This is a genomic window from Cupriavidus necator, from assembly GCF_040578825.1.
Classification (GTDB): Bacteria; Pseudomonadota; Gammaproteobacteria; order Burkholderiales; family Burkholderiaceae; genus Cupriavidus; species Cupriavidus necator_E.
The window spans coordinates 93,236-119,108 of the sequence record NZ_JBEFLI010000003.1; the positions used below are offsets into that span (position 1 = coordinate 93,236).

Below are 25,873 nucleotides of genomic sequence, written 5' to 3' on the forward strand. Positions count from 1 at the left end.
AGAACCGGTGCGGCTTAGCGGGCGCCGGCGTTCAGCGCCTTCATCACGTCGTCGGTGATGTCGATGCGGGGATTGACGTACACGGCTTCCTGCACGATCAGGTCGTACTTGCGCTGCTCGGCAAGCTGGCGGATCACGCGGTTGGCGCGCTCCAGCACCTGCGCCAGTTCTTCATTGCGGCGCTGGTTCAGGTCTTCGCGGAACTCGCGCTGCTTGCGCTGGAACTCGCGGTCCAGGTCGGCCACTTCGCGCTGGCGGCGCTGGCGGTCGGAGTCGGCCAGCACGGTGGTGTCCTTGTCGAGCTTGTCGGCCATGGACTTGATCTTCTGCGCCATGTCCTGCAGCTCGCGGTCGCGCTTGGAGAATTCCTGCTCGAGCTTGACCTGGGCCGCCTTGGCCGGCTGCGAATCGCGCAGGATGCGCTCGGAATTGACGGCGGCAATGCGCGCCTCCTGGGCCATGGCCGGCGCCGCGGCGCAGATCGCTGCCGTGGCGAGCGCGGCGGCGCCCAGGGATTTGACCAGTTTGGATTTTGTGTTCATGAAACAGATCCCTTATCAGAATCAGAATGCCGTGCCGATCTGGAACTGGAAGCGCTGGACCTTGTCGGTCTCGTCGCGCTTGAGCGGGAAGCCCATGCTGATCTTCAGCGGACCGATCGGCGACAGCCACGACATGCCGAAGCCGGTCGAGTACTTGAGTTCGCTGAAGCGCAGCGGCGCACCTTCCTGGTAGACGTTACCAAAGTCGAAGAACGTGAACAGGCGCAGCGTGCGGTCCACGCCGGAGCCCGGCAGCGGGAAGATGAATTCGATATTGCCGATCATCTTCGAGGCGCCGCCCACCGGGTTGTTGTTCTGGTCCTTCGGGCCCAGCGTGCTGGTCTGGTAGCCGCGCACCGAGCCGATACCGCCGGCGTAGAAGTACTTGAACACCGGGAACGGCGTGTTGCCGTAGCCGTGGCCGTAGGCGACTTCACCGTTAAGTGCCAGCGTGAAGGCCTTCGAGATCGGGTAGAAGTACTGCTGCTGCACGCTGGCGCGGTAGTACTGCGTATCCCCGCCCGGCAGGCCCACTTCCAGGTTGGCCTGGGTGTACGGGCCCTTGGTCGGAACCAGCGCGCTGTCGCGACGGTCGCGCGCCCAGCCGATGGTGAACGGGAAGTTGTTGATGGCGTCGCCCGAATTCTTGCCGATCCGGTTGAGCCAGTCGGTGTACTGGGTCGGCGTATTGACCGAGGTGTAAACCTGGGTCCGCTCATAGCCGATGCCGAAGAACACCGTATCGACTTCCGAGAACGGCACGCCGAACTTGAAGCCGCCGCCGGCGGAAACGATCTTGTAGTCCTGGTCGCCGGTGTAGTACAGCGGGCGCGAGGTACGGTAGTAGATGTCGGTCGAGCGGCTGATGCCGTCCACCGTGAAGTACGGATCGTACTGCGTCAGCGCGATGGTACGGAACGACTTGGCGGTGTTCACGTCCAGGCCCAGGCTGGTACCGGAGCCGAACACGTTGTCCTGGCGCAGGCCGGCCTGCAGCACCAGCTTGTCGGTGGACGAGAAGCCCACGCCCAGGCTGATCTGGCCGGTCGGCTTTTCGGTCACGTTGACGTTCACATCGACCTGGTCGGGCGCGCCGGGCACGTCCTCGGTGGTGATGTTGGTGTCGGTGAAGTAGCCGGTCCGGTTGATACGCGCCTGCGACTGCTGCAGCTTCTCGCTGTCGAACCACGAGCTTTCCATCTGCCGCATCTCGCGGCGCACCACCTCGTCGCGGGTCTTGCTGTTGCCCACCACGTTGACGCGGCGCACGTAGACGCGACGGCCGGGGTCGACCATCAGCGTCAGCGCGACTTCACGCTTCTGCTGGTCGATCTGCGGCTGCGGGTTGATGGTGGTGAAGGCGTAGCCGTAGGTGCCGAGCAGGTCGGTGATGGCCTTGGTGCTGCCGGTCAGCTTTTCGGACGAGAAGATATCGCCCTTCTTGAGCTGCAGCAGCTTTTCCATTTCGTCCTGCTTGCCGAGCAGCTCGCCCGCCAGGCGGATGTCGGACACCTTGTACTGCTCGCCTTCCTTGATGTTCAGCGTCAGGTAGATGTCCTTCTTGTCCGGCGTGATCGACACCTGGGTCGATTCGATCGCGAACTCCAGGTAGCCGCGGTTCAGGTAGAACGAGCGCAGCGCTTCCAGGTCGGCGGTCAGCTTCTGCTTCGAGTACAGGTCGTTCTTGGTGTACCAGGACAGCCAGTTTGGCGTGGAAAGCTGCATCTCGTCGCGCAGCGTGCCTTCCTTGAAGGCCTTGTTGCCGACGATATTGATCTGGCGGATCTTGGCGACGGGACCTTCTTCGACGTTGAACACCACCGAGACGCGGTTGCGGTCCACCGGCGTGATCGTGGTCTGCACGTCGGCGGCATAGTAGCCGCGCGCGACGTACTGGCGCTTGAGCTCCTGCTCCGCCTTGTCGATCAGTGCCTTGTCGTAGTAACGGGCTTCGGCCACGCCGACCGCACGCAACGAACGGCGCAGCGTGTCCTTGTCGAATTCCTTGATGCCGACGAACTCGAGCTGCGAGATGGCCGGGCGCTCTTCGACCTGCACGACCAGCACGCCGTCCTCGGCGCGGATCTGCACGTCCTTGAAGAAGCCGGTATTGTAGAGGGCACGGATGGCATCGGCGCCCTTGTCGTCGGTGAACGTTTCACCGACGCGCACCGGAAGGTAGCCAAACACGGTGCCCGGTTCGACGCGTTGCAGGCCCTCAACGCGGATGTCCCTGACGACGAACGGATCGGCAGCCCAGCCCGCCGGGCTCCAGGCTGCAATAACGGCACTCGCCAGCAAGCCCAGCGAAATGCGCTTATGTCTGATCAATGTTGATCCCCTCTTTGATTCCATCCAGGATTGCGCTCCGATGCCTCATTGGACTGCGCGTGGCAATGGCGTCCCCGGCGACGGCGTCGACGACACGACCGCCCCCCTCTGCCGACATGCGTTTCTAGCCGTTCGCCAGAAACATTCGGCTGACGTCATTGAACAAAGCGAGCGAAGTCAGGAGCAAGATGCAGGCGATGCCAACCTTCTGCAGCATTGCCTGCCAGTGGTCTGGGACGGGCCGGCCAGTCAAAAATTCCACGCAATAATACAGCAAATGCCCCCCGTCCAGAACCGGAATAGGTAACAAATTCAGTACACCGAGACTAACGCTGACCAGTGCCAGGAAGCTGACAAAGGCCTGCAGGCCGAGGTTTGCGGCACGTCCCGCGTAGTCGGCCACGGTCAGCGGACCGCTCAGGTTCTGCAGCGAAGCCTGCCCCACCAACATCTTGCCGAGCAGCTTCAGCGACAGCGCACTGGTGTCCCAGACCTGCCCCACCGCACGCGCCAGCGCCTGGTCGGCCCGGTAGCGCACGGTTTCCATCTCGACCGCCTGGCTCAGCGCCGCGCCCAGCTTGCCCGTGGGCGCGGCCGCCGCGCCGCTCGCATCCTTCCCGCCGTCGCGCGCCGCGGCGCTGTCCAGCGTCACCGGCACGTCCATCCGCTTGCCGTCGCGCTCGATCCCCAGCGTCACCGCCTGGCCCGGCTGGCTGCGCACCGCCCTGATCAGCGCGCTTGCCTGCGTCAGCGGGCTGCCCTGCCAGGCCACCACGCGGTCGCCCTTTTTCAGCCCGGCGCGTTCGGCGGCCGAGTCCGGCAGCACCTCGGTAATCGTCACCGGCCCGCCCTTCAGGTTGAGGCCCAGCGTGGCGAGCGGATCCTGCTCGGGATTGCCGCCGGTATTGGGCAGCCGCGCCAGCGTGACATCGCGCTCGGCGCCGTCGGTGCCGCGCACGCGCAGCACGGCGCGCGCATCGCCGAAGCCCCCGGCAAACACGGCCATGCGCAGGTCGTTCCACGAACGCACGGGCTCGGTATGGCCATTGGCGGTCAGCGACAGCACCCGGTCGCCCTCGCGCACGCCGGCCTGCGCCGCCATGGTGCCGGCCGTGGGCGCGGCCACGACGGGCGCGGGCTCGCGCATGCCGCCGGCGAACAGCGCAAAGTACAGCACGATCGCCAGCAGGAAATTGGCCAGCGGTCCCGCCGCCACGATGATGAAGCGCTTGCCCACCGGCTGGCGGTTAAAGGCGCGCGGCAGGTCGATCGGGTCGATGGGCGAGTCGCGCTCCGGATCCACCTCGCGCTCGTCCAGCATCTTCACATAGCCGCCCAGCGGGATCGCCGCCACCGTCCATTCGGTGCGGTCGCGGCTCTTCGAGATCCAGCGCAGCAGCGGCCGCCCGAAACCGATCGAAAAGCGCAGCACCTTCACGCCGCAGGCGCGGGCGGCGAGGTAGTGCCCCATTTCGTGCACATAGATCAGCACGCACAGGGCGACGATGAAAGCGAGTACGGTTTGCATGGGGCGTCGGGACGTCGGGACGTCGGTAACTTGGGCTGACGGGCACGCCGGATTCGGGGGAACCGGGGCGCGGCAGCCGGGATTGCAGCCGCTATTGTCGCAGATGCGGCAGGCCGCCCCGCCGGATCAACGGTTTAGGGTGAGCGCCGCCACGGCGGAGCGAGCGGCTTCGCGCGCCAGCCGGTCCGCCGCGAGCACGGCTTCGAGGGTTTCCGCCACGCCTTGCGGTGCCGCATCGAGCACCCGTCGGACGATGACGGCGATATCCGTAAAGCGCACCTTTCCGCCCAGGAAGGCCTCGACTGCCACTTCGTTGGCGGCATTGAGCGCCGTCGGAGCCACACCGCCCGCGCGCAGCGCGTCGAAGGCCAGGCCCAGGCAGGGGAAGCGCTCCAGGTCCGGCTTTTCGAAATGCAGCCCGCCGGCCACAGTCAGGTCCAGCGGCGACACGCCGGAGTCGATCCGTTCCGGATAGGCCAGCCCATAGGCGATCGGCGTACGCATGTCGGGGTTGCCGAGCTGCGCCAGCACCGAGCCATCGGTGTACGCCACCATCGAATGCACCAGGCTCTGCGGGTGGATCAGCACCTCGATGCGCTCGGCGGGGGCGCCAAACAGCCAGTGCGCCTCGATGACCTCGAGGCCCTTGTTCATCATGGTGGCGGAGTCGACCGAGATCTTGCGGCCCATGACCCAGTTGGGGTGGGCGCAGGCCTGGTCGGGAGAGATATCGTGCAGCGTGGCCGGATCACGCGTACGGAACGGCCCGCCCGACGCGGTCAGCAGCACCTTGGCCACGCCGCGGCCATAGCGCGGGTCGTCGGCCGGCAGGCACTGGAAGATCGCGTTGTGCTCGCTGTCGATCGGCAGCAGCGTGGCGCCGTTCTCGCGCACCGCATCCATGAAGATGCGGCCGGACATCACCAGCGCTTCCTTGTTGGCCAGCAGCACGCGCTTGCCCGCGCGCGCGGCGGCAAGTGTCGGACGCAGGCCGGCGGCACCGACGATCGCGGCCATCACGGCATCGGTCTGCGGGTCGGCCGCCACCGATTCCAGCGCGTCCTCGCCGTAGCTGACCTCGGTGCCGATACCGGCATCGCGCAACAGCGCCTGTAGTTCGCCAGCCGCTTGCGCGGTGCCCACCACGGCGCGGGCCGGGCGGAAGGCGATGCACTGCTCGGCCAGCTTGCGCACCTGCCGGTGGGCGCTCAGCGCATGCACGGTGTAGCGGTCGGGATGGCGCCTGACCACGTCCAGCGTGCTTTCGCCGATGGAGCCGGTGGCGCCGAGGATGGTAATGCGCTGCATATCAGACCGCTTCAGAGAACGCTTCAGAGGAAAATCAGCATCAGTGCCGCCAGCGGGAACACCGGCAGCAAGGCGTCGATGCGGTCCAGCACGCCGCCGTGGCCAGGCAGCATCCGGCTGCTGTCCTTCTTGCCGACCTGGCGTTTGAGCAGCGACTCGAACAGGTCGCCGATCACGCTGGCGGCAACCAGCACCGTGACCAGCGCGGCAACGTAGCCCAGGCCGCCACGTTCGCCCATCACCGAGAACCAGGTCGGGGCAAAGGCGTGCGTGGCCGCGAGCACCAGCCCGATCACCAGCGCCAGCACCCAGCCGCCGATGGCGCCCTCCCACGATTTGCCCGGGCTGATGCCGGGCGCCAGCTTGCGCCGGCCGATGGCCTTGCCGGTGAAATACGCGCCGATATCGGCCGCCCACACCAGCACAGCCGCGGTCAGCAGGACGCCGATGCCGGCGCCGCGCAGGATCATGGTGGCATGGGCGAACGCGGGCAGGATCACCAGCCCGAGCACCGCGCCCAGCACGGTAAAGGCCGGCGTCGCGGTGCGCACGCCGCGCGCGAGCAACACCACTGCTATGCCCCAGCACACCACCGCGGCTTGCAGCAGCCAGGTGGTGGCGTGGCGCAGCGGGAGGTCATGCCAGGTGATGGTCGCGATCAGGCAGGCCAGCGCATAGACGTAAGGCCACGGCCCGCGCAGCCCGATCAGGCGGCCGAATTCCCAGCCGGCGAGCAGCACGATCAGCCCCACCAGCCCGGCCAGCCCCGCGGGGGGCGCCAGGAACAAAATCGGCAGAATCAGCAGCAACAGGCACAGGGCCGTGATGACGCGGGTGAGGAGCATGCGCTGCGGTCCCGTGAGAGGTTGGAGTAGCCTGGCAGGCTGGTGGTTATGCCGTGCCCGATAGTCCCGGCGCGACCAGCTGCGCGCTGGTGCGGCCAAAACGGCGTTCGCGCTGGCGGTACGAGGCAAAGGCCTTGTCCAGTTCCGCGGCGTCGAAGTCCGGCCAGTACACGTCGGTGAAGTACAGCTCGGAATACGCGAGCTGCCACAGCAGGAAGTTGCTGATGCGCTGTTCGCCGCCAGTACGGATGAACAGGTCCGGCTCAGGCGCGTAGGCCATCGCCAGGTGCGGCGCCAGCATGGATTCGTCGATCGTTTCCGGATCGAGCATGGGCGAGCGCGCCAGCATCTTGCGCATGGCCTGCAGCACGTCCCAGCGCCCGCCGTAGTTGGCGGCGATGGTCACGGTCAGGCCGGTATTGCCGGCGGTGCGCGCCTCGGCATCCTTGATCAGTTGCTGGATGCGCGGGCTGAAGCGGCTCAGGTCGCCCACCACCCGCAGGCGGATGTTGTTGGCGTGCATCTTCACCACTTCGCGCCGCAGCGACATCATGAACAGCCGCATCAGGAACGTGACCTCGTCCGCCGGACGGCGCCAGTTCTCGGAGCTGAACGCGAACAGCGTCAGGTACTGCACGCCCCTGGCGGCGCAGGCCTCCACCACCGCGCGCACAGCATCAAGCCCCCGGCTGTGCCCGGCAACGCGCGGCAGGTGCCGCTGAGTCGCCCAGCGACCGTTGCCGTCCATGATGATGGCAACGTGGCGGGGCACGTAGGAGGTATCGGGTACGGCGAGCGTTGAGCTGATGTGCATGGGTGTGAGACGGTCGCTGACTGCCCCGGCAGTTGCCGGGACGGGCGTCAGACCGTCATGATCTCCTTCTCTTTTTCCGCGACCAGTTTGTCGATCTCGGCAACGTACTTGTCGGTCAGCTTCTGCACTTCTTCCTGGCCACGGCGCTCGTCGTCTTCGGAGATCGCCTTGTCCTTGACCAGCTTCTTGAACTGCTCGTTGGCATCGCGGCGCAGGTTGCGCACGGCGATCTTGGCGCCCTCGGCCTCGCCCTTGACGACCTTGGTCAGCTCCTTGCGGCGCTCTTCGGTCAGCGCGGGCATCGGCACGCGGATGACGTCGCCCATGGTGGCCGGGTTCAGGCCCAGGTCGCAATCGCGAATCGCCTTCTCGACCGCGCCAACCATCTTCTTTTCCCACGGCTGCACCGTGATGGTGCGGGCATCGGCCAGGCCGACGCTCGCCACCTGGCTGATCGGCACCATCGAGCCATAGTAGTCAACCTGAACGTGGTCGAGCAGGCCGGTGTGGGCACGGCCGGTGCGGATCTTAGCCAGATCGGCCTTGAAGGCCTCGATCGACTTCTGCATTTTCTGCTCGGCGCTCTTCTTTGTGTCGGCGACGCTCATTTTTACCTCCGGAAATCAACCAACCATGATCCCGCGGGACGGGATCGGAAATGAATCATTCTACTCTTTGCCCGGCCGCGCACCACCATTGTGGCGCGTCCAGGCAGCGTTCAGACGTGCACCAGCGTACCCTCGTCCTCGCCCAGCACCACGCGCCTGAGCGCGCCCGGCTTGACGATCGAGAACACCCTGATCGGCAGCTTCTGGTCGCGGCACAGCGCGAAGGCGGTCGCATCCATCACCTGCAGGTTGCGCGAGATGGCCTCGTCGAAGCTGATGGTGGTGTAGCGGGTGGCGCTCGGGTCCTTCTTCGGGTCGGCGGTGTAGACGCCGTCCACCTTGGTGGCCTTGAGCACGACCTCGGCACCGATTTCCGAGCCGCGCAGCGCGGCGGCGGTGTCGGTGGTAAAGAACGGGTTGCCGGTGCCGGCGGCGAAGATCACTACCTTGCCCTCTTCGAGCTGGCGGATCGCGCGCGGGCGGATATAGGGCTCGACCACCTGGTCCATGCGCAGCGCGGACTGCACGCGGCCCTCGATGTTGGCGTGGCGCATGGCATCCTGCAGCGCCAGCGCGTTCATCATGGTGGCCAGCATGCCCATGTAGTCGGCGGTGGCGCGGTCCATGCCGGCGGCGCCGCCCGCGACGCCGCGGAAGATATTGCCGCCGCCGATGACCACCGCCACCTGCACGCCGAGCTTAACGATCTCGGCAATGTCGTTCACCATCGCTTCGATGGTGGAGCGGTTGATGCCGAAGGCATCTTCGCCCATCAGGGCTTCACCGGACAGTTTCAGAAGGACGCGCTTGTAGGCTGGCATGTTCACCCTCGGACAGGAGCAAGTCGCTCGTTTGGGACGCAAAAGAGACGTATTTTTTGGCACCGGCGGCGCGGATCGCGCGCCTCCGGCGGAAGAAAGCCGGTTTTCGGGGTGGCCCAGCCTGCCGGCGGACCACCGCGAAAACTGACTGCCGCAGCGCCGCGCCGACGGTTGCGCGGCGCTTCGCTACTTATGCAGAGGGGCACCTTGCGGCGCCCCTGCGGCATTATAGGCGCCCGGAACCGCCCCGACGGGCAGTCCGCGGCGCCCCGGTCATCAGCCCTTCTGGGCAGCGGCCACCTGGGCGGCCACTTCGGCAGCGAAGTCGTCCTGCTTCTTCTCGATGCCTTCGCCCACGACATACAGCGTGAAGCCCTTGACGGTCGTGTTGGCGGCCTTGAGCATCTGCTCGACGGTCTGCTTGTCGTTCTTCACGAACGGCTGGTTGAACAGCGACACTTCCTTCAGGTACTTCTGCACCGAACCTTCGACCATCTTGGCGACGATTTCGGCCGGCTTGCCCGACTCGGCAGCCTTCTGCTCGGCGATGCTGCGCTCCTTGGCGATCAGGTCGGCGGGGACCTGGTCGGCCGACAGCGACACCGGCTTCATCGCGGCCACGTGCATGGCGACGTCCTTGGCGGCGGCTTCGTCGCCGTCGAACTCGACCATCACGCCGATACGGGTGCCGTGCAGGTACGAAACCAGCTTGCCGCCGTCGGCGTAACGGACGAAGCGGCGGATCGTCAGGTTCTCGCCGATCTTGCCGATCAGGGCGGTGCGGGTGGCTTCAACGCTCACGCCGTCGATTTCCAGCGCCGACAGGGCAGCCACGTCAGCCGGGTTCTGCTTGGCGATCAGTTCGGCAACCTTGGCCGAGAAGGCCAGGAAGTCGTCGTTCTTGGAGACGAAATCGGTCTCGCAGTTCAGTTCGACCAGCACGCCGGTGGTGCCGTCGATGAACGAAGCGACCACGCCTTCGGCGGTCACGCGCGATGCGGCCTTGCTGGCCTTGTTGCCCAGCTTGACGCGCAGCAGCTCTTCGGCCTTGTTCAGGTCGCCGTCGGCCTCGGTCAGGGCCTTCTTGCATTCCATCATCGGCGCGTCGGTCTTCGCGCGCAGTTCTGCAACCATGCTTGCGGTAATTGCCGCCATTTGTCACTCCTTGAATGGTTCGCGCCGGCTGCCGGCAGTTTTGCCCGCGGCACCCGGTCGGTGGGTCTACAGCTCACCCGCGTCAGATACTGCCTGCGGCGGATGACAACAATTCAAATTCAAAAAAAGGGGGGCGCCAGATGTGCCCCCTTTTTTGCCCTTCCTGCCCTGCTGCCGGCGTACCCCGGCTTTCGCCCTGCGCGCAGCCCGTGCTTCACGGGCGGCAAGCGTTGCTTGTCTGTCGGATGACGATGCGCGCTAGCGGGTTCCTTTCGGCAATGGGGCGGCGGGCAATCAGCCTTCCTGCACTTCGACGAATTCGTCGTCGCCGCGGGCGGCTTCCACCACTTCCTGCACCGCGTTGGCACGGCCTTCCAGGATCGCGTCGGCCACGCCGCGCACGTACAGGGCCACGGCCTTGCTCGAGTCGTCGTTGCCCGGGATCACGTAGTCGATGCCGTCCGGCGAGTGGTTGGTATCAACCACGCCGATCACGGGCACGCCCAGCTTGTTGGCTTCGGTCACGGCGATCTTGTGGTAGCCGACGTCGACCACGAAGATCGCGTCAGGCACGCCGCCCATATCCTTGATGCCGCCGATCGACTTTTCCAGCTTGATCATCTCGCGCTCGAACATCAGCGCTTCCTTCTTGCTCATGGTTTCCAGCGCGCCGGCTTCCTTGGCGGCTTCCATGTCCTTCAGGCGCTTGATCGAGGTCTTGACCGTCTTGAAGTTGGTCAGCATGCCGCCGAGCCAGCGGGCGTCGACGTAAGGCATGCCGGCGCGGCCAGCTTCTTCCGCCAGGATTTCGCGCGACTGGCGCTTGGTACCCACGAACAGGACGGTGCCGCGATTGGCTGCCAGCTGACGCACGTACTTCATGGCGTCCTGGAACATCGGCAGCGTCTTTTCGAGGTTGATGATGTGGATCTTGTTGCGATGGCCGAAGATGAAGGGGGCCATCTTCGGGTTCCAGAAGCGGGTCTGGTGGCCGAAGTGGCAACCGGCTTCCAGCATTTCGCGCATGGTAACGGACATGTGATTCTCCAAAGGGTTAGGTCTGAAGCCCGCCCCGACATTCCTGAAAAGGAACACCCCGGATAGGCGGGCCAGCGATTTCAAACAGCGCAGCAGTTTGCTGCAAAATATTCCGAGCCGGCGGGCGCAATTGCTGCACCGCAACCAGATCAGCCCGCTATTGTAGCAACAAAAACGTGGCTCGCTCAAGCCGCCCGGCACTCTGGCGCCCGGGACAGCGCCGGGGCAATGGCCGCGGCGGCCCTGCAGACAAGCTGCGATCTGGTCCCGATGGTGCGATAATCCCACATTGACCTGACGAATTCGGCGCGGCCAGTGGCCCCGCCTTCACTTTTTTGGCGACGCAGCATGAGCATTCACCTGAACACCGCCGAAGACATCGCCCAGATGCGCGTGGCTTGCCGCCTTGCCTCCGAAGTCCTCGACTACATCACGCCCTTTGTCCAGCCTGGCGTCACCACGGGCGAGCTGGATCGGCTGTGCCACGCCTATATGCGTGACGTGCAAGGCACGGTGCCGGCGCCGCTGAATTATGCCCCGCCGGGCTATCCGCCCTTCCCCGGCGCGATCTGCACCTCGGTCAACGACGTGATCTGCCACGGCATTCCCGGTGAGCGCGTGCTCAAGAGCGGCGACGCCATCAACCTGGACATCACCGTTATCACCAAGGAAGGCTACTACGGCGACACCAGCCGCATGTTTATCGTCGGCGAGGGCTCGATCCTGGCCAAGCGCCTGGCACAGGTGACCTACGAGTGCATGTGGAAGGGCATCGCCCAGGTGCGCGGAGGTGCCCGCCTCGGCGATATCGGTCATGCCATCCAGGTGCACGCCGAAGCCGCCGGCTACAGCGTGGTGCGCGAATACTGCGGCCACGGCATCGGCAAGAACTTCCACGAAGACCCGCAGATCCTGCACTACGGCCGCCCTGGCACCGGCGCCGAGATCAGGGCCGGCATGATCTTCACCGTGGAGCCGATGATCAACGCCGGCAAGCGCGATATCCGCACCATGCCTGACCAGTGGACGGTCAAGACGCGCGACCGCAGCCTGTCGGCGCAGTGGGAACACACCGTGCTGGTCACCGAGACCGGCTACGAGGTGCTGACGGTCTCCGCCGGCACCCCGGCGCCGCCAGCCTTTATCACCGAATCTGTCGCGGCCTGAGGTCGCACCCGAGCCAGGGCGCCTGACGGCGCCCTTCTTTTTCCAGCCGTGCCCACGACCCATCCCGCCCTCTCCATGGACACCACGCCGGAACTGCTGCTGGCCGCGCGCGTGCGCGACCAGCTCAAAACCGACAAGCAGGCGCTGTTTGCCGACTTCACCGACAGTGCCAACGTCGGCGCGCTGATCACGCGCCTGCGCCGCGCCGTCGACACCGCGCTGGTGGAAGCCTGGCGCGGCCTGGAGATGCCCGCCGGCGCGGCGCTGGTGGCGGTGGGCGGCTACGGCCGCGGCGAGCTGTTCCCGTACTCGGACGTCGACGTGCTGCTGTTGCTGCCGGCAGAGCCCGACCAGGACACCGCCGGGCGGCTCGAGCGATTTATCGGGCTGTGCTGGGACCTCGGGCTGGAAATCGGCTCTTCGGTGCGCACCGTCGACGACTGCATCCGCGAGTCGCGCCAGGACGTCACCATCCAGACCTCGCTGCTTGAAGCGCGGCTGCTGACCGGCAACCGCAAGCTGTTCGAGACGATGCGCGCGCGCTACCAGGCCGACCTGGACCCGGCCGCGTTCTTCCAGGCCAAGCTGCTGGAAATGCGCCAGCGCCATGCCAAGTACCAGGACACGCCGTACTCGCTCGAACCCAACTGCAAGGAAAGCCCCGGCGGCCTGCGCGACCTGCAGGTGATCCTGTGGATGACCAAGGCCGCAGGCCTGGGCGGCAGCTGGAAAGAGCTGTTCGAGAAGGACCTGCTGACGCGCCGCGAAGCGCAGGAACTGGCGCGCAACGAGCGGCTGCTCAAGACCATCCGCGCGCGCCTGCACCTGGTGGCGGGCCGGCGCCAGGACGTGCTGGTGTTCGACCTGCAGACCGCGCTGGCGGAGTCCTTCGGTTACCGCCAGAACGCCAACAAGCGCGCCAGCGAACAGCTGATGCGCCGGTATTACTGGGCAGCCAAGGCGGTGACGCAGCTCAACAGCGTGCTGCTGCTCAATATCGAGGCGATGCTGTTCCCGAGCGAGTCGCAGGTCACGCGCGTGCTCAATGAGCGCTTTGTCGAGCGCCAGGGCATGCTGGAGATCACCAGCGACGATGTCTACGAGCGCGACCCGCATGCGATCCTGGAAACCTTCCTGCTGTATGAGCGCACGCCCGGCGTAAAGGGCCTGGCGCCGCGCACGCTGCGCGGGCTGTATAACGCCCGCACCGTCATGACCGCGAGCTGGCGCAGGGATCCGGAGAACCGGCGCCTGTTCCTGGCCATCGTGCAGGAGCCGCAGGGCATCACCCACGCGCTGCGGCTGATGAACCAGACCAGCGTGCTGGGCCGCTACCTGATCAACTTCCGGCGCATCGTCGGCCAGATGCAGCACGACCTGTTCCACGTCTACACCGTGGACCAGCACATCCTGATGGTGGTGCGCAACATCCGCCGCTTCGCCATCGTCGAGCACACGCACGAATTCCCGTTCTGCAGCCAGCTGATGGCGAGCTTCGACAAGCCGTGGGTGCTGTCGGTGGCGGCGCTGTTCCACGACATCGCCAAAGGCCGCGGCGGCGACCATTCCAAGCTCGGCACCCACGATGCGCGCCGCTTCTGCAAGCAGCACGGCATCGCGCGCGAGGACGCCGACCTGATCTGCTGGCTGGTCGAGCATCACCTGACCATGAGCCACGTGGCGCAGAAGCAGGACCTGACCGATCCCGAGGTGGTGCACGCCTTTGCGCGCGTGGTCGGCAGCGAACGCTACCTGACCGCGCTCTACCTGCTGACCGTGGCCGATATCCGCGGCACCAGCCCCAAGGTGTGGAACGCGTGGAAGGGCAAGCTGCTGGAAGACCTGTACCGCATCACGCTGCGCGTGCTGGGCGGCGCCAGGGTCGACTCGCATTCGCTGTGGTCGCAGCGCAAGGAAGAGACCATCTCGCAGCTACGGCTGAAGGCATTCGATCCGGAGCTGGGCAAGAAGCTGTGGGCGCAGCTGGACGTGGCTTTCTTCCTGCGCCATGATTCGCGCGATATCGCCTGGCTGACGCGCCATCTGTACGACAAGGTCGACAGCCCGTCGCCGGTGGTCAAGGCGCGCGTCTCGCCCGCGGGCGAAGGCCTGCAGGTGGCGGTCTACATCAAGGACCAGCCGGACCTGTTCGCGCGCATCTGCGGCTACTTCGAGCGCAAGGCGTTCTCGATCCAGGACGCCAAGATCCACACCACGCGCCATGAGTACGCGCTGGATACGTTCCAGGTCACCGACCCCGGCATGGCGGGCGAAGGCGGCAACTACCGCGACATCATCGCGCTGGTGGAGCACGAGCTGTGCGAGCGGCTGCGCGAGCCGGGCGCGCTGCCCGAGCCCACGCAGGGACGGCTGTCGCGCCAGTCGCGCAGCTTCCCGATCAAGCCGCGCGTAGACCTGCGCCCCGACGAGCGCGGCCAGTATTACCTGCTGTCGCTGTCCGCCAACGACCGCACCGGCCTGCTGTACGCCATCGCCCGCGTACTGGCACGGCATCGCGTGTCCGTGCATACGGCGCGCATCAACACCCTGGGCGAACGCGTCGAAGACGTGTTCCTGGTCGACGGCAGCCGTCTTGCTGCCGACAACCGATTGCAGATTCAGCTTGAACAGGACTTGCTCGCCGCCCTCGCGATCTGAGGCGGGCGGGCAGCATCAACATATGACCGACAGCAATTCGCCGAAGCGCAAGACGCTCGGCATCAAGGCCGCAGGCGACACCGGCACGGCCGCGCGCAAGACCGGCAACCGCCCCGTGCGCGTGTCCGACCTGAACCGCAACCGCGTGCGCGCCGTGACCGAGGGCATCAAGCGCGCCCAGCAGCATTCCGGTGGCAAGGCTGGCGGGCGTCCGGCTCCGGGCGAAACGCAGGCCGGTGCGGGCGAGCCGCGCAAGCCGCGCGCGCCGCGGCCTGCTGACGGCGAGCGCCAGGCCCGGCCGCGTCGGCCCGAAGGCGGCGGTGAGGCGCGGCCGCGCCGCTTCGAGGGGGAAGCGCGTCCGCGCCGCTTTGAAGGCAGTGAAGCGCGTCCTCCGCGCCGTTTTGGCGACGATGAAAACCGTCCCCGCCGCTATGGCGATGACCGGGGCGAAGCGCGCCCGCGCCGCTTTGAAGGCAGTGAAGCGCGTCCTCCGCGCCGTTTGGGCGATGATGAAAACCGTCCCCGCCGCTATGGCGATGACCGGCGCGAAGCGCGCCCGCGCCGCTTTGAAGGTGGCGAATCGCGTCCTCCGCGCCGTTTTGGCGACGACGAGAACCGTCCGCGCCGCGCTGGCGACGACCGGGGCGAGGCACGTCCTCCGCGCCGCTTCGAAGGTGGTGATACGCGACCGCGCCGTACTGGCGACGATGACAACCGCCCGCGCCGTTTTGAAGGTGGCGACGCGCGCCCGCCGCGCCGATTTGAAGGTGGCGATGCGCGTCCGCGTCGCTTTGGCGATGACGAAAACCGTCCGCGCCGTTACGGCGACGACCGGGGCGAGGCACGTCCTCCGCGCCGCTTCGAAGGTGGTGATACGCGACCGCGCCGTACTGGCGACGATGACAACCGCCCGCGCCGTTTTGAAGGTGGCGACGCGCGCCCGCCGCGCCGATTTGAAGGTGGCGATGCGCGTCCGCGTCGCTTTGGCGATGACGACAACCGCCCCCGCCGTTATGGCGACAAGGGAGAGGCCCGACCGGGCGAGGCCGGTCCGCGCCGTTTCGAAGGCGGCGACGCACGCCCGCGCCGCTACGGCGATGACGACAACCGCGCCCGCCGACCTGCCCCCACCGGCGAACGCCGCCGCGAAGGCACCGCCCCGGCACGGCGCTTCAGCGATGCCGCGGACCGCATCCGCACGGCAGGCACGGCCCGGCCGCAGGCTCCGGCCCCGCGCGCGGAAAAGGCCGAGGCCGGCCACGACGACGGCCTGGTGCGCCTGTCCAAGCGCATGTCGGAGCTCGGCCTGTGCTCGCGCCGCGAGGCAGACGAATGGATCCCGCGCGGCTGGGTGCTGGTCGACGGCAAGCCGGTGACCGAACTCGGCTCGCGCATCCGTCCGGACGCCGAGATCGAAATCATGCAGGAAGCACGCTCCGAACAGGGCGAGCGCGTCACCGTGCTGCTGAACAAGCCGGTCGGCTATGTCTCAGGCCAGGCCGAGGATGGCTATGAGCCTGCCGCAGTGCTGTTCACCGCCGAGAACCAATGGGAAGGCGATGCCACGCGCAAGCGCTTCGCGCCGTGGCAGCGCAAGAGCCTGGCGCCTGCGGGGCGGCTCGATATCGATTCGACCGGGCTGCTGGTGCTGACGCAGGATGGCCGCGTCGCACGCGCGCTGATCGGCGAGGATTCGACTGTCGAGAAGGAATACCTGGTGCGGGTGGTGTGGCATTCACCGCAGGGCGTGGTCGAACGCAATATCAGCGCGGTGTTCCCGGCTGATCAGCTCGAGCTGCTGCGCCATGGCCTGTCGCTGGACGGCGTGCCGCTGAAGCCCGCCAAGGTGAGCTGGCAGAACGAGGAGCAGTTGCGCTTCGTGCTGCGCGAGGGCCGCAAGCGCCAGATCCGGCGGATGTGCGAACAGGTGGGCCTGGAGGTCGTCGGCCTGAAGCGTGTGCGGATGGGCCGGGTGGTGCTGGGGGATTTGCCGCCGGGGAAGTGGAGGTTCCTGGGGCAGTTTGAGAAGTTCTGATGTGGAAAGCGGCCGTGATGGCCGCTTTTTTTGGGGGACGCTCGACAGCATTTGCGATGCTGCTGCCTTCCTCTTTGCTGATTGCGTACTCCCTCTCCCGCTTGCGGGAGAGGGGAGCCAACCAGCGGTCGAGCAACGCTGTCGGGCTATCGAGCCTTAACGGCCTCCCTCAATCATCGCTATTCGCCGGCAATTCCGGAAACAACACCTCAGTAAACCCAAACCGCGAGAAATCCCTGATCCGCATCGGATAAAGAATCCCCTGCAGGTGGTCGCACTCATGCTGCACCACGCGCGCATGGAAGCCTTCCGCGACGCGCTCGAAGCGGTTGCCCATCAGGTCATACCCGCTGTACTTCAACCGCAAGTGCCGCGGCACCACGCCGCGCAGCCCCGGCACCGACAGGCATCCTTCCCACCCGTCTTCCATTTCCTCCGACTGCATCTCCAGCACCGGATTGATCAGCACTGTCTTGGGCACCATCGGCGCATCCGGATAGCGCGGATTGCGGTCGAAGCCGAAGATCACCACCTGCAGCCCCACGCCGATCTGCGGCGCCGCCAGGCCCGCGCCGTTGGCGTGGTCCATGGTGTCGAACATGTCGTCGATCAGCGTGCGCAGCTCTGGCGTGTTGAAGCGCTCGACCGGCCGCGCCACCTGCAGCAGGCGCGAATCGCCCATCTTGAGAATCTCGCGGATCATGGCAGTTCTCCCCGGTTAATCCTGTTTCGGTGCAACGCCTGCGTCGGCCAGCAGGGCCAGCATGCCGGCCTCGTCCAGCACCGGCACGCCCAGCGCCTCGGCCTTGTCCAGCTTGCTGCCGGCCTCGGCGCCGGCGACCACGTAGTCGGTCTTCTTCGAGACCGAACCTGCCACCTTGGCGCCAGCGCCTTCCAGCAGTTCCTTGGCGTCCTCGCGCGACATATTGGGCAGTGTGCCGGTCAGCACGAAGGTCTTGCCCGACAGCGGCGCCGGCGCCTTTGCCGCCGGCTCGCTTTCCGGCCAGTGTACGCCCGCGGCGCGAAGCTGTTCGATGACCTCGACGTTGTGCGGCTCGGCCAGGAAATGCGCGATCGACTGCGCCACCACCGGCCCCACGTCGTTCACTTCCAGCAGCGCCGCCTCGTCGGCCGCCATCAGCGCATCCAGCTTGCCGAAATGCTTCGCCAGGTCCTTGGCCGTGGCCTCGCCCACATGGCGGATGCCGAGCGCGAAGATAAAGCGGTTCATGGTGGTCTCGCGCGACTTGTCGATCGCCGCCACCAGGTTGGCCGCGGATTTGTCGGCCATGCGCTCCAGCGCCGCCAGCTTGGCCACGCCCAGCTTGTACAGGTCGGCCGGCGTGCGCACGATGCCCTGGTCGACCAACTGCTCGACCAGCTTGTCGCCCAGGCCTTCAATATCCATCGCGCGCCGCTGCGCGAAGTGCAGCAGCGACTGCTTGCGCTGCGCCGCGCAGATCAGCCCGCCGGTGCAGCGGGCGATGGCTTCGTCTTCCAGCTTTTCGATATGCGAGCCGCAGACCGGACAAGCGGTCGGCATCACGAAGGCGCGCGCATCCTCGGGGCGGCGTTCGGTCACTACCGCCACGACCTCCGGAATCACGTCGCCCGCGCGGCGCACGATCACGGTATCGCCGATATGCACATCCTTGCGGCGGATCTCGTCCTCGTTGTGCAGCGTGGCGTTGGTCACCGTGACGCCGCCGACGAACACCGGCTTGAGCCGCGCCACGGGCGTGATCGCGCCGGTGCGCCCAACCTGCACCTCGATGTCCTCGACGATGGTGGTCATCTCCTGCGCCGGGAACTTGTGCGCCAGCGCAAAGCGCGGCGCGCGCGAGACAAAGCCCAGCCGGTCCTGCTCGGCCAGCGCATTGACCTTGTAGACCACGCCGTCGATGTCGTACGGCAGGTCGTCGCGGCGCTTGCCGATATCGCGGTAGAACTCCAGCAGCCCCTGCGCGCCCTTCACCACCGCGCGCTCCTTGCACACCGGCAGGCCCAGCGCAGCAAAGCCGTCGAGCATCGCGCCAAGCGTAGGGGGACGGTCGACGCCCTGCAGCTCGCCCAGGCCGTAGGCGAAGAACGACAGCGGCCGCTTCGCGGTGATGCGGGGGTCGAGCTGGCGCAGGCTGCCGGCGGCCGCATTGCGCGGATTGACGAAGGTCTTCTCGCCCGCTTCGGCCTGGCGTTCGTTGAGCTTGTCGAAGTCGCGGCGGTGCATGAAGACCTCGCCGCGCACTTCCAGCACCGCGGGCGCCTGCCCGCGCAGCTTCAGCGGGATCGCCTTGATGGTGCGCACGTTGACGGTGACGTCCTCGCCGGTCTCGCCGTCGCCGCGCGTGGCGGCCTGCACCAGGCGGCCGTCCTCATAGCGCAGCGACATCGCCAGGCCGTCGAACTTCAGTTCGCAGTGGTACTCGACCGCGTCGGCGGCGCTGAACAGGTCCTGCTCGCCGGCGGGTGGCGCGGTGCGGCCCAGTCCCTGCGCGCAGCGGCGGTCGAAGTTCAGCACATCGTCGTCGGAGAAGCCGTTGTTCAGCGACAGCATCGGCACGCGGTGGCGCACCGCGTTGAAGGCGGCCAGCGGCTCGCCGCCCACGCGCTGCGTCGGCGAATCGGGCGTCTGCAGCTCCGGATGCTCCAGCTCCAGCGCCTGCAGCTCGCTGAACAGCGCGTCGTATTCCGCATCGGGAATGGTGGGCGCGTCCAGCACGTAGTACTGGTGGCTGTGGCGATCGATCTCGTCGCGCAGCCAGGCCACGCGTTTGGCAGCGGCTGCGGGCGACAAGCCGCCGGCGGGCGCGGAGGCTTCCGCCTGCGCGCCGCGGTGTTTTGCGGTCATGGCAGGCTCCGGCTAGACGCTGAACAGGCGCAGCGCCACCGGCGATCCGGCCGGCATGCCGCGCGCTTCCAGCTTGTTGTACAGCGTTTCAAGCTGGTTGAAGATGGCGACGAACGAGGCCTCGGTCAGCGGCCGCATATTGTCGTCGACCAGCTGGGCGCCCATGCGCTGGGCCAGCGTGTGGCCGTACTCGCACACCGTCTTGAACGGTTTGGCGCCGTGGTCGGCCAGCGGCACGTCGAGCAGCAGCGTGATCTGGCGCCCGGCCTTGACGGTCAGGTCGTCGCGCAGGAAGTTGGTGTCGCCGAACTGCAGCGTGAACAGCGGGCGCTGCACGCCCTCGGCGTTGGCCTGGTAGCGGATAAAGCGCGTGCCGTCGCGCGACAGCACCAGCCCGTCCTGCGTGGCCACGTTCTGCACGTAGGCCGCCGACCATGGCGCGCCGTCGGAGATCACGTTGACGCCGAGCTGCACGTCGCAGCCGGCGGCAAAGGCGTCGAGCTCGCGCGCATTGGCGACGGTCTCGGTCATGTCGGGCAGGTCGGCCGACGCATCGAGCGACTCGGCCAGCGCTTCGACCGCGGTGATGAACTCGGAGAACTCCAGCGCATTGAGCGGGCCGCTGCGGTTGGCAAGCTGCACGCCCAGCTGCAGGTCTTCGTACTGGTGGCCGGCGGTTACCGGCTCCCAGGCATTGGCTTCGGCGCGCAGGCCCTCGATATGGACCTGCTTGGTGCCGGCGCGGCGCAGCCGGCCGGTCAGCGGCAGGATGCGGTCGCCGGAGGCCTTGCGCTCCAGGTGCAGCGGCACGATGCAGTCGATCAGCGGATCGATCACGGCCGGCGTGGGCTGGCCATCGGGAATGGCCGCGGCCGGCGCGGGTGTGGGTGCGGGTGCGGGTGCGGGCGCCACTTCCTGCTTCGCCTCCGGCTTCGCTTGCGGCTTCACTTCCGCATCCACTTCAGCTTCGGCTTCGTCGAGATCTTCCTCCGGGCGCGGCACCCCCGCCGCGACTGCTACCTCCTCGGCAACCGCCTCGTCGGCATCGGCAGTACTCGCCGCTGCTGCGGCGGCGGCGCCAACGTGGTTGGGCTGGGCCACCGTGGCGCCGGCCTTGGCCGGTGCGGACGGCGTCAGCGACGGCTCGCGCCGCGCGACCGGTTCGGCGGCGGCGTCATGCGGGCGCGCGGCGGTTTCCGGCGTGGTGCCCTGCCCGGCCACCGGCTCGCGCATCGGCGGCAGGTCATCTTCGGGACGCAGTTCGCGCGGGCGGCGCGCCTTGCGGATCTGCCACTGGTTGTAGCCGAACAGCAGCGCCAGGAATACCAGGCCCGCGACGATCAGCGCGGTCTGCAGGTCCATGTTGAGGTTCATGCTGCCTCCGCCATCGAAACTGCCGCATCCATATCCACGGCCACGATACGCGAAACGCCCTGCTCCTGCATGGTCACGCCAATGAGTTGATGAGCCATTTCCATGGCGATCTTGTTATGTGAGATGAAAACGAATTGGGTCTTGTCCGACATGCGCGCCACCATGTTGGCGTAGCGCTCGGTATTGGCATCGTCCAGCGGCGCGTCCACCTCGTCCAGCAGGCAGAACGGTGCCGGGTTGAGCTGGAACATGGCAAACACCAGCGCAATCGCGGTCAGCGCCTTCTCGCCGCCCGACAGCAGGTGGATGGTCGAGTTCTTCTTGCCCGGCGGCTGCGCCATCACCTGCACGCCGGCGTCGAGGATTTCTTCGCCGGTCATGATCAGGCGCGCCTGGCCGCCACCGAACAGCGACGGAAACAGCTCGCCGAAATGGTGGTTGACCTGGTCGAAGGTGCCCTGCAGCAGCGCGCGGGTTTCCTGGTCGATCTTGGCGATCGCGTCTTCCAGCGTATTGATGGCGTCGTTCAGGTCGGCCGACTGCGCATCGAGGAAGGTCTTGCGCTCGCGCGCCGCCGCCAGTTCGTCGAGCGCGGCCATGTTGACCGGGCCCAGCGCATTGATCGCGTTGTTGATGCGCGTGACCTCGCCCTGCAGGTACGACGGCTTGAGGTCGCCGGTCAGCTTGTGGGCCAGCGCGGCCTCGTCCACCTCGGCCGTGCTCAGTTGCTCGCTGAACTGCTCCTGGTTCAGGCGCGCGGCCTGCTCCTTGAGCTGCAGCTCGGTGATGCGGTCGCGCAGCGGTTGCAGGCTGCGCTCGGCGGCCAGGCGCTGCTCGTCGTGCTGGCGCAATTGCGCCGACAGCGCGTCAAGCTCGGTGCGCGCGATGGTGAGCTTTTCTTCCTTCCCGGCGCGGCGCTCCAGCGCTTCCTGCAGGCCGGTGTGCGCGGTCTGCTCGTTGATCGTCTCCAGCTCGGCGCGGGCGTTTTCCAGCGACTCGGCGATGCGTTCGGCCTGGTCTGCCGCCACCTGGATATTGCGGCGCAGTTCCTCGATGCGGTTCGACAGGTTGCGCTCGGCAAAGAGCGCCTCCTGCGCGGCGCGTTCGAGGTCGCGCAACTGGTGGCGGGCGCCGGAGAGCTTGCTGTCCAGCGCCTCGAAGGCCATCTGCTGGTCTTCGTGGGTGGCCTGCATCTCCGCCAGCGCGGCATCGTGCTGCTCGAAGCTGGCCTCGGATTCGGCGCGGATGGCGCGCTGCTCCTCGATCTGCGCGTTGATCTCGTCCAGCTCCTCGCGGATCTGGCCGCTGCGGGCGGAATAGCGCTCCATCGCCTGCGACAGCTTGAGCACATCCATCTGCAGCGCATGCACGCGGCGCGTGGCCTGCTCGGCGCGCGCACGCGCCTCGCCCAGCGCCTGGCTGGCCTGGGTGTAGGCGGCCTCGGCGCGCACGGCCTGGGTCCTGGCTTCGTCCGACAGCAGCGTCTGCGCACGCGCCTGCTTGTGCAGGTTTTCGATTTCCTGCTCGCGCGCCAGCATGCCGGATTGCTCCGAGTCGGCGGCGTAGATCTGGATGGCGTTGCGGCCCACCAGGTGGCCTTCGGCCACGACAAACGACGCGCCCTCGGGCAGCGTGTTGCGCGCGGCCAGCGCCTGCGCCATGTCGGTGGCGACGTAGATATCGGCCAGCCAGTCCTGCATCACCGCGCGGATGCCGGGCTCGGTGATCTGCACCAGCGACATCAGCGGGCGCAGGCCGGCGGGCGTCTCGACCGGACGGGCCGCGGGCGGCGGCGAGTAGAACGCCAGCTTGGCCGGCGGCACGTCGGACAGGAAGGCCTTGACCCAGTCCAGGTTCGACACTTCCAGCGCATTCAGCTTCTCGCGCAGCACCGATTCGAGCGCGTTTTCCCAGCCCGGCTCGATATGCACCTTCTTCCACAGGCGCGGCAGCTCGGCCAGGCCATGCTTGGCCAGCCACGGCTGCACCTTGCCGTCGGTCTGCACGTTTTCCTGGAGCTGGCGCAGCGCATGCAGCCGGGCCTCGAGCGAGGCGATCGCGGCGGCTTCGCTATGCACGCGCGCCTGCGCGGCGCGACGCTCTTCGTCCAGGCGCGGCACGCTCTCTTCAGCGTCGGCCAGCACGGCCTGCGCTTCCTCGACCAGCGCTTCCTGCTCGGCCAGTTCGGCGCGCGCCTGCTCCAGCCGGGTTTCGTCCGGGCGGTCCAGGCCTTTTTCTTCCGCCGACAGGCGTTCGCGGCGCTGCTCGAGCTGCTGCAGCATCTGGTCGGCGCTGCGCTGCTGCGCGGCTTCGAGCTTGAGCGCCTGCTCGGCCTGCATGATGCCGGCGCGCTGCTCGTTGAGCAGCTGCTGCGCGTCGCGCCACTGCGCTTCCAGCGTCGGCAGTTCCTCGTTCTTGAGGGCGACAGCCTCCTGCGCCTCGACCGTGCGGCCTTCGGCCACGGCCAGGTTTTCCTCGGCCTGCGCCAGCTCGTCGGTGGCCTGCTCGGCCTTGCCCTGCCACTGCTCGCGCTGCGCGGTCAGCGCGGCGATCTGCGCCTGCACGCGGTTGCGCGATTCGACCACATAGCGGATTTCGGCTTCGAGCTTGCTGACCTCGGCGTTGGCCTCGTACAGCGCACCTTGCGCCGCGTGCATGCCGTCGGAAGCGGCGTAGTGCGCGGCGCGCAGGGTCTCGAGCTCGGCCTCGACATGGCGCAGCTGCGCGGTCTGCGCTTCCAGGTCAATCTGGGCCTGCTCGATGGCGCGCTGGTGGCGTTCCTGCTCGGCCTGCGCCTCGCGCTTGCGCAGCAGCCACAGCAGGTGCTGCTTCTCTTCACCGTCGGCCTGCAGCGTCTTGAAGCGCTGCGCCACTTCGGCCTGGCCTTCCAGCTTCTCCAGGTTGGAGCCGAGTTCGCGCAGGATGTCTTCCACGCGGGTCAGGTTCTCGCGCGTGTCGGACAGGCGGTTCTCGGTTTCGCGGCGGCGTTCCTTGTACTTGGACACGCCCGCGGCTTCTTCCAGGAAGATGCGCATGTCATCGGGCTTGGCCTCGATGATGCGCGAGATCATGCCCTGCCCGATGATGGCGTAGGCGCGCGGGCCCAGGCCCGTGCCCAGGAAGATGTCCTGGATGTCGCGCCGGCGCACCGGCTGGTTATTGATGTAGTAGGAAGAGGTGCCGTCGCGGGTCAGCACGCGCTTGACCGCCACTTCGGCGTACTGGCTCCACTGGCCGGCGGCGCGGCCCTCGGCGTTGTCGAAGACCAGCTCCACGCTGGCCCGGCCGGCCTGCTTGCGCGCGGTCGAGCCGTTGAAGATCACGTCCTGCATGGACTCACCACGCAGTTCGGAGGCGCGTGATTCCCCCAGCACCCAGCGCACGGCATCGATGATGTTGGATTTACCGCAGCCGTTGGGACCGACGATGCCGACCAGTTGGCCCGGCACCTGGAAATTGGTGGGATCGACAAATGACTTGAAGCCCGCCAGCTTGATCGAGGATAGTCGCACGGTTTCTCGTGTGGTATCGGCCGCACTCGGTCACGGAATGGGATGCCGCAACCGGTACCGGCCTGGTATCGGGGCTATTGCACTGTTCAGAAGGTCGGGCTGCGCGGGAGCCGGCGCGGCGTGACGCCAGCACCTCAAAATACCCCTTGGGCCCGAGAATTGGGGCTAATCATACCATCGCAGATGCCTTCCACGGCCCCTCTGGCGGTCGCCCCGCCGTCATATCGTGGCGCCGATTTCCCTTGCATTTCCGTCCCTTACAAGCGTTTCCGCAAGCACTTTGGCAGCCGGCGGCGACCCTGGCAGCCGCGGTGCCGGCGCAACCGTCAGGAAACTTATTAGGGTTTTGGCTAGTCTCTGAACTGTTCGCGTGATCCCGGATACGCCCGGAACCGCGCACCCATGAACGTGCCCCCGAAAGCCCTGGCTACCCCAGCCAGGCACCCCAAGGAGGACCCAGCATGAGTGAACCGTCGGCGGCCGCACGGCCGTGGTCTGTCAGCGACATCAACTATCAGGCAATCGAGGTGGAACGCGTGCGCGGCGACCGCGACCTGTTCTACCTGCTGGTGTCGGCCTCGTTTATCGAAAGCGGCTCCGACACCTATGCCGGCAATCTCGCCACTTACTACGCCCGCGTGCCCGAGGCCGCCGACTGGCTTTCAGAGCATTGGGAAGCCGAGGAACTGCAGCACGGGCTGGCATTGCGCCGCTATGTCGAGCATGTCTGGCCGGAATTCGACTGGGACCGCGGCTACGCCCGCTTCTTCGACGAGTACAGCAAGACCTGCTCGATCGACCAGTTCGAGCCCACCGAAGCGCTGGAGATGGCGGCCCGCTGCGTGGTGGAAACCGGCACCGCCGCCTACTACCGCGCGCTGGAACAGGCCAGCGACGAGCCGGTGCTGCGCGACCTGACACGGCGCATCTCCAACGACGAGGTCCGGCACTACAAGCACTTCTACCAGTTCTTCAACCGCTTCGCGCAATCCGAGCGGCTGGGACGGCTGCGCGTGCTGGGCGCGCTGGGACGCCGGCTGCTGGAGATCAAGAACGAGGACGCCGCCATCGCGCTGCGCAATGTGCTGCGCATGGAGCGCGGCGTGGAGGCCGTGCCGGAGGCCGACGTGCGCGCGCTCAATGCGCGCGTGTCGGGCGTGATCCGCCGCAATATCCCGATCGACATGACCGTGAAGATGCTGCTGCGGCCGCTGCACCTGCACCGCGGCATCGAGCGCGCGGTGCGCGGCCCGCTGGTGGCGATGGTGTCGCGGGTGATGCTGCACTGA

Annotated in this window: 18 protein-coding genes; 4 read left to right on the forward strand and 14 right to left on the reverse strand. The window is 67.0% G+C overall.

All coding sequences use genetic code 11. The features are described 5' to 3' along the window. Positions 1-14: 14 nt before the first annotated feature. The 10 genes from AB1I47_RS03015 to rpsB form a co-directional block, all read right to left on the reverse strand. Positions 15-542 carry an OmpH/Skp family outer membrane protein gene (locus tag AB1I47_RS03015; protein ID WP_354682292.1) on the reverse strand — a complete coding sequence of 176 codons (528 nt, stop codon included), beginning with the start codon at positions 540-542 and terminating at the stop codon, positions 15-17. A 21-nt stretch (positions 543-563) separates the two neighbouring features. Continuing rightward, the gene (bamA, locus tag AB1I47_RS03020; protein ID WP_407935790.1) at positions 564-2,873 is read right to left on the reverse strand and encodes an outer membrane protein assembly factor BamA; all 2,310 of its coding nucleotides are present in this window, start codon (positions 2,871-2,873) and stop codon (positions 564-566) included. Positions 2,874-2,997: 124 nt separating this feature from the next. Continuing rightward, on the reverse strand, positions 2,998-4,401 hold the full coding sequence (gene rseP / locus AB1I47_RS03025; RefSeq protein WP_354682294.1) for an RIP metalloprotease RseP: 1,404 nt from the start codon (positions 4,399-4,401) through the stop codon (positions 2,998-3,000). Between the two features lie 126 nt (positions 4,402-4,527). After that, entirely contained in the window at positions 4,528-5,709 is a 1,182-nt protein-coding gene (gene ispC / locus AB1I47_RS03030; protein WP_354682295.1) for a 1-deoxy-D-xylulose-5-phosphate reductoisomerase, read from the reverse strand. Positions 5,710-5,732: 23 nt separating this feature from the next. Beyond that, positions 5,733-6,554 (reverse strand): phosphatidate cytidylyltransferase, encoded by an 822-nt coding sequence (locus AB1I47_RS03035; RefSeq protein WP_354682296.1) that lies wholly within the window; start codon positions 6,552-6,554, stop codon positions 5,733-5,735. Positions 6,555-6,600: 46 nt separating this feature from the next. Continuing rightward, positions 6,601-7,368 (reverse strand): isoprenyl transferase, encoded by a 768-nt coding sequence (locus AB1I47_RS03040; protein ID WP_354682297.1) that lies wholly within the window; start codon positions 7,366-7,368, stop codon positions 6,601-6,603. A gap of 47 nt (positions 7,369-7,415) precedes the next feature. Further along, positions 7,416-7,976 carry a ribosome recycling factor gene (gene frr, locus AB1I47_RS03045; protein WP_354682298.1) on the reverse strand — a complete coding sequence of 187 codons (561 nt, stop codon included), beginning with the start codon at positions 7,974-7,976 and terminating at the stop codon, positions 7,416-7,418. Positions 7,977-8,086: 110 nt separating this feature from the next. Further along, entirely contained in the window at positions 8,087-8,797 is a 711-nt protein-coding gene (gene pyrH / locus AB1I47_RS03050; RefSeq protein ID WP_354682299.1) for a UMP kinase, read from the reverse strand. Between the two features lie 276 nt (positions 8,798-9,073). Continuing rightward, complete coding sequence (gene tsf, locus AB1I47_RS03055; protein WP_354682300.1) at positions 9,074-9,952, reverse strand: translation elongation factor Ts; 879 nt, start codon at positions 9,950-9,952, stop codon at positions 9,074-9,076. A gap of 294 nt (positions 9,953-10,246) precedes the next feature. Further along, positions 10,247-10,990 carry a 30S ribosomal protein S2 gene (gene rpsB, locus AB1I47_RS03060; RefSeq protein WP_354682301.1) on the reverse strand — a complete coding sequence of 248 codons (744 nt, stop codon included), beginning with the start codon at positions 10,988-10,990 and terminating at the stop codon, positions 10,247-10,249. 348 nt (positions 10,991-11,338) lie between these two features. On the opposite strand from rpsB, the gene map reads away from it, so the two are divergent. The 3 genes from map to AB1I47_RS03075 all read left to right on the forward strand — a co-directional run bounded on the left by map (position 11,339) and on the right by AB1I47_RS03075 (position 16,850). After that, on the forward strand, positions 11,339-12,157 hold the full coding sequence (gene map / locus AB1I47_RS03065; RefSeq protein WP_354682302.1) for a type I methionyl aminopeptidase: 819 nt from the start codon (positions 11,339-11,341) through the stop codon (positions 12,155-12,157). Between the two features lie 75 nt (positions 12,158-12,232). Continuing rightward, positions 12,233-14,815 (forward strand): [protein-PII] uridylyltransferase, encoded by a 2,583-nt coding sequence (locus AB1I47_RS03070; RefSeq protein WP_354682303.1) that lies wholly within the window; start codon positions 12,233-12,235, stop codon positions 14,813-14,815. 22 nt (positions 14,816-14,837) lie between these two features. Then, complete coding sequence (locus AB1I47_RS03075; protein ID WP_354682304.1) at positions 14,838-16,850, forward strand: pseudouridine synthase; 2,013 nt, start codon at positions 14,838-14,840, stop codon at positions 16,848-16,850. A 169-nt stretch (positions 16,851-17,019) separates the two neighbouring features. Here AB1I47_RS03075 and def read toward each other — a convergent pair whose 3' ends face one another. Genes def through smc form a run of 4 tightly spaced genes read right to left on the reverse strand, consistent with a single transcriptional unit; the run spans position 17,020 to position 24,584 of the window. Then, on the reverse strand, positions 17,020-17,553 hold the full coding sequence (gene def, locus AB1I47_RS03080) for a peptide deformylase (protein WP_354682305.1): 534 nt from the start codon (positions 17,551-17,553) through the stop codon (positions 17,020-17,022). Between the two features lie 15 nt (positions 17,554-17,568). After that, complete coding sequence (ligA, locus tag AB1I47_RS03085; RefSeq protein WP_354682306.1) at positions 17,569-19,698, reverse strand: NAD-dependent DNA ligase LigA; 2,130 nt, start codon at positions 19,696-19,698, stop codon at positions 17,569-17,571. A gap of 12 nt (positions 19,699-19,710) precedes the next feature. Continuing rightward, complete coding sequence (locus tag AB1I47_RS03090) at positions 19,711-21,072, reverse strand: cell division protein ZipA C-terminal FtsZ-binding domain-containing protein (protein WP_354682307.1); 1,362 nt, start codon at positions 21,070-21,072, stop codon at positions 19,711-19,713. After that, the gene (gene smc / locus AB1I47_RS03095) at positions 21,069-24,584 is read right to left on the reverse strand and encodes a chromosome segregation protein SMC (protein WP_354682308.1); all 3,516 of its coding nucleotides are present in this window, start codon (positions 24,582-24,584) and stop codon (positions 21,069-21,071) included. Before smc ends, AB1I47_RS03090 begins: the two co-directional genes overlap by 4 nt. Before the next feature lie 461 nt (positions 24,585-25,045). Here smc and AB1I47_RS03100 point away from each other — a divergent pair, with 461 nt between their 5' ends. Beyond that, positions 25,046-25,873, forward strand: coding sequence for a ferritin-like domain-containing protein (locus AB1I47_RS03100; RefSeq protein WP_354682309.1), 828 nt, complete (start codon positions 25,046-25,048; stop codon positions 25,871-25,873).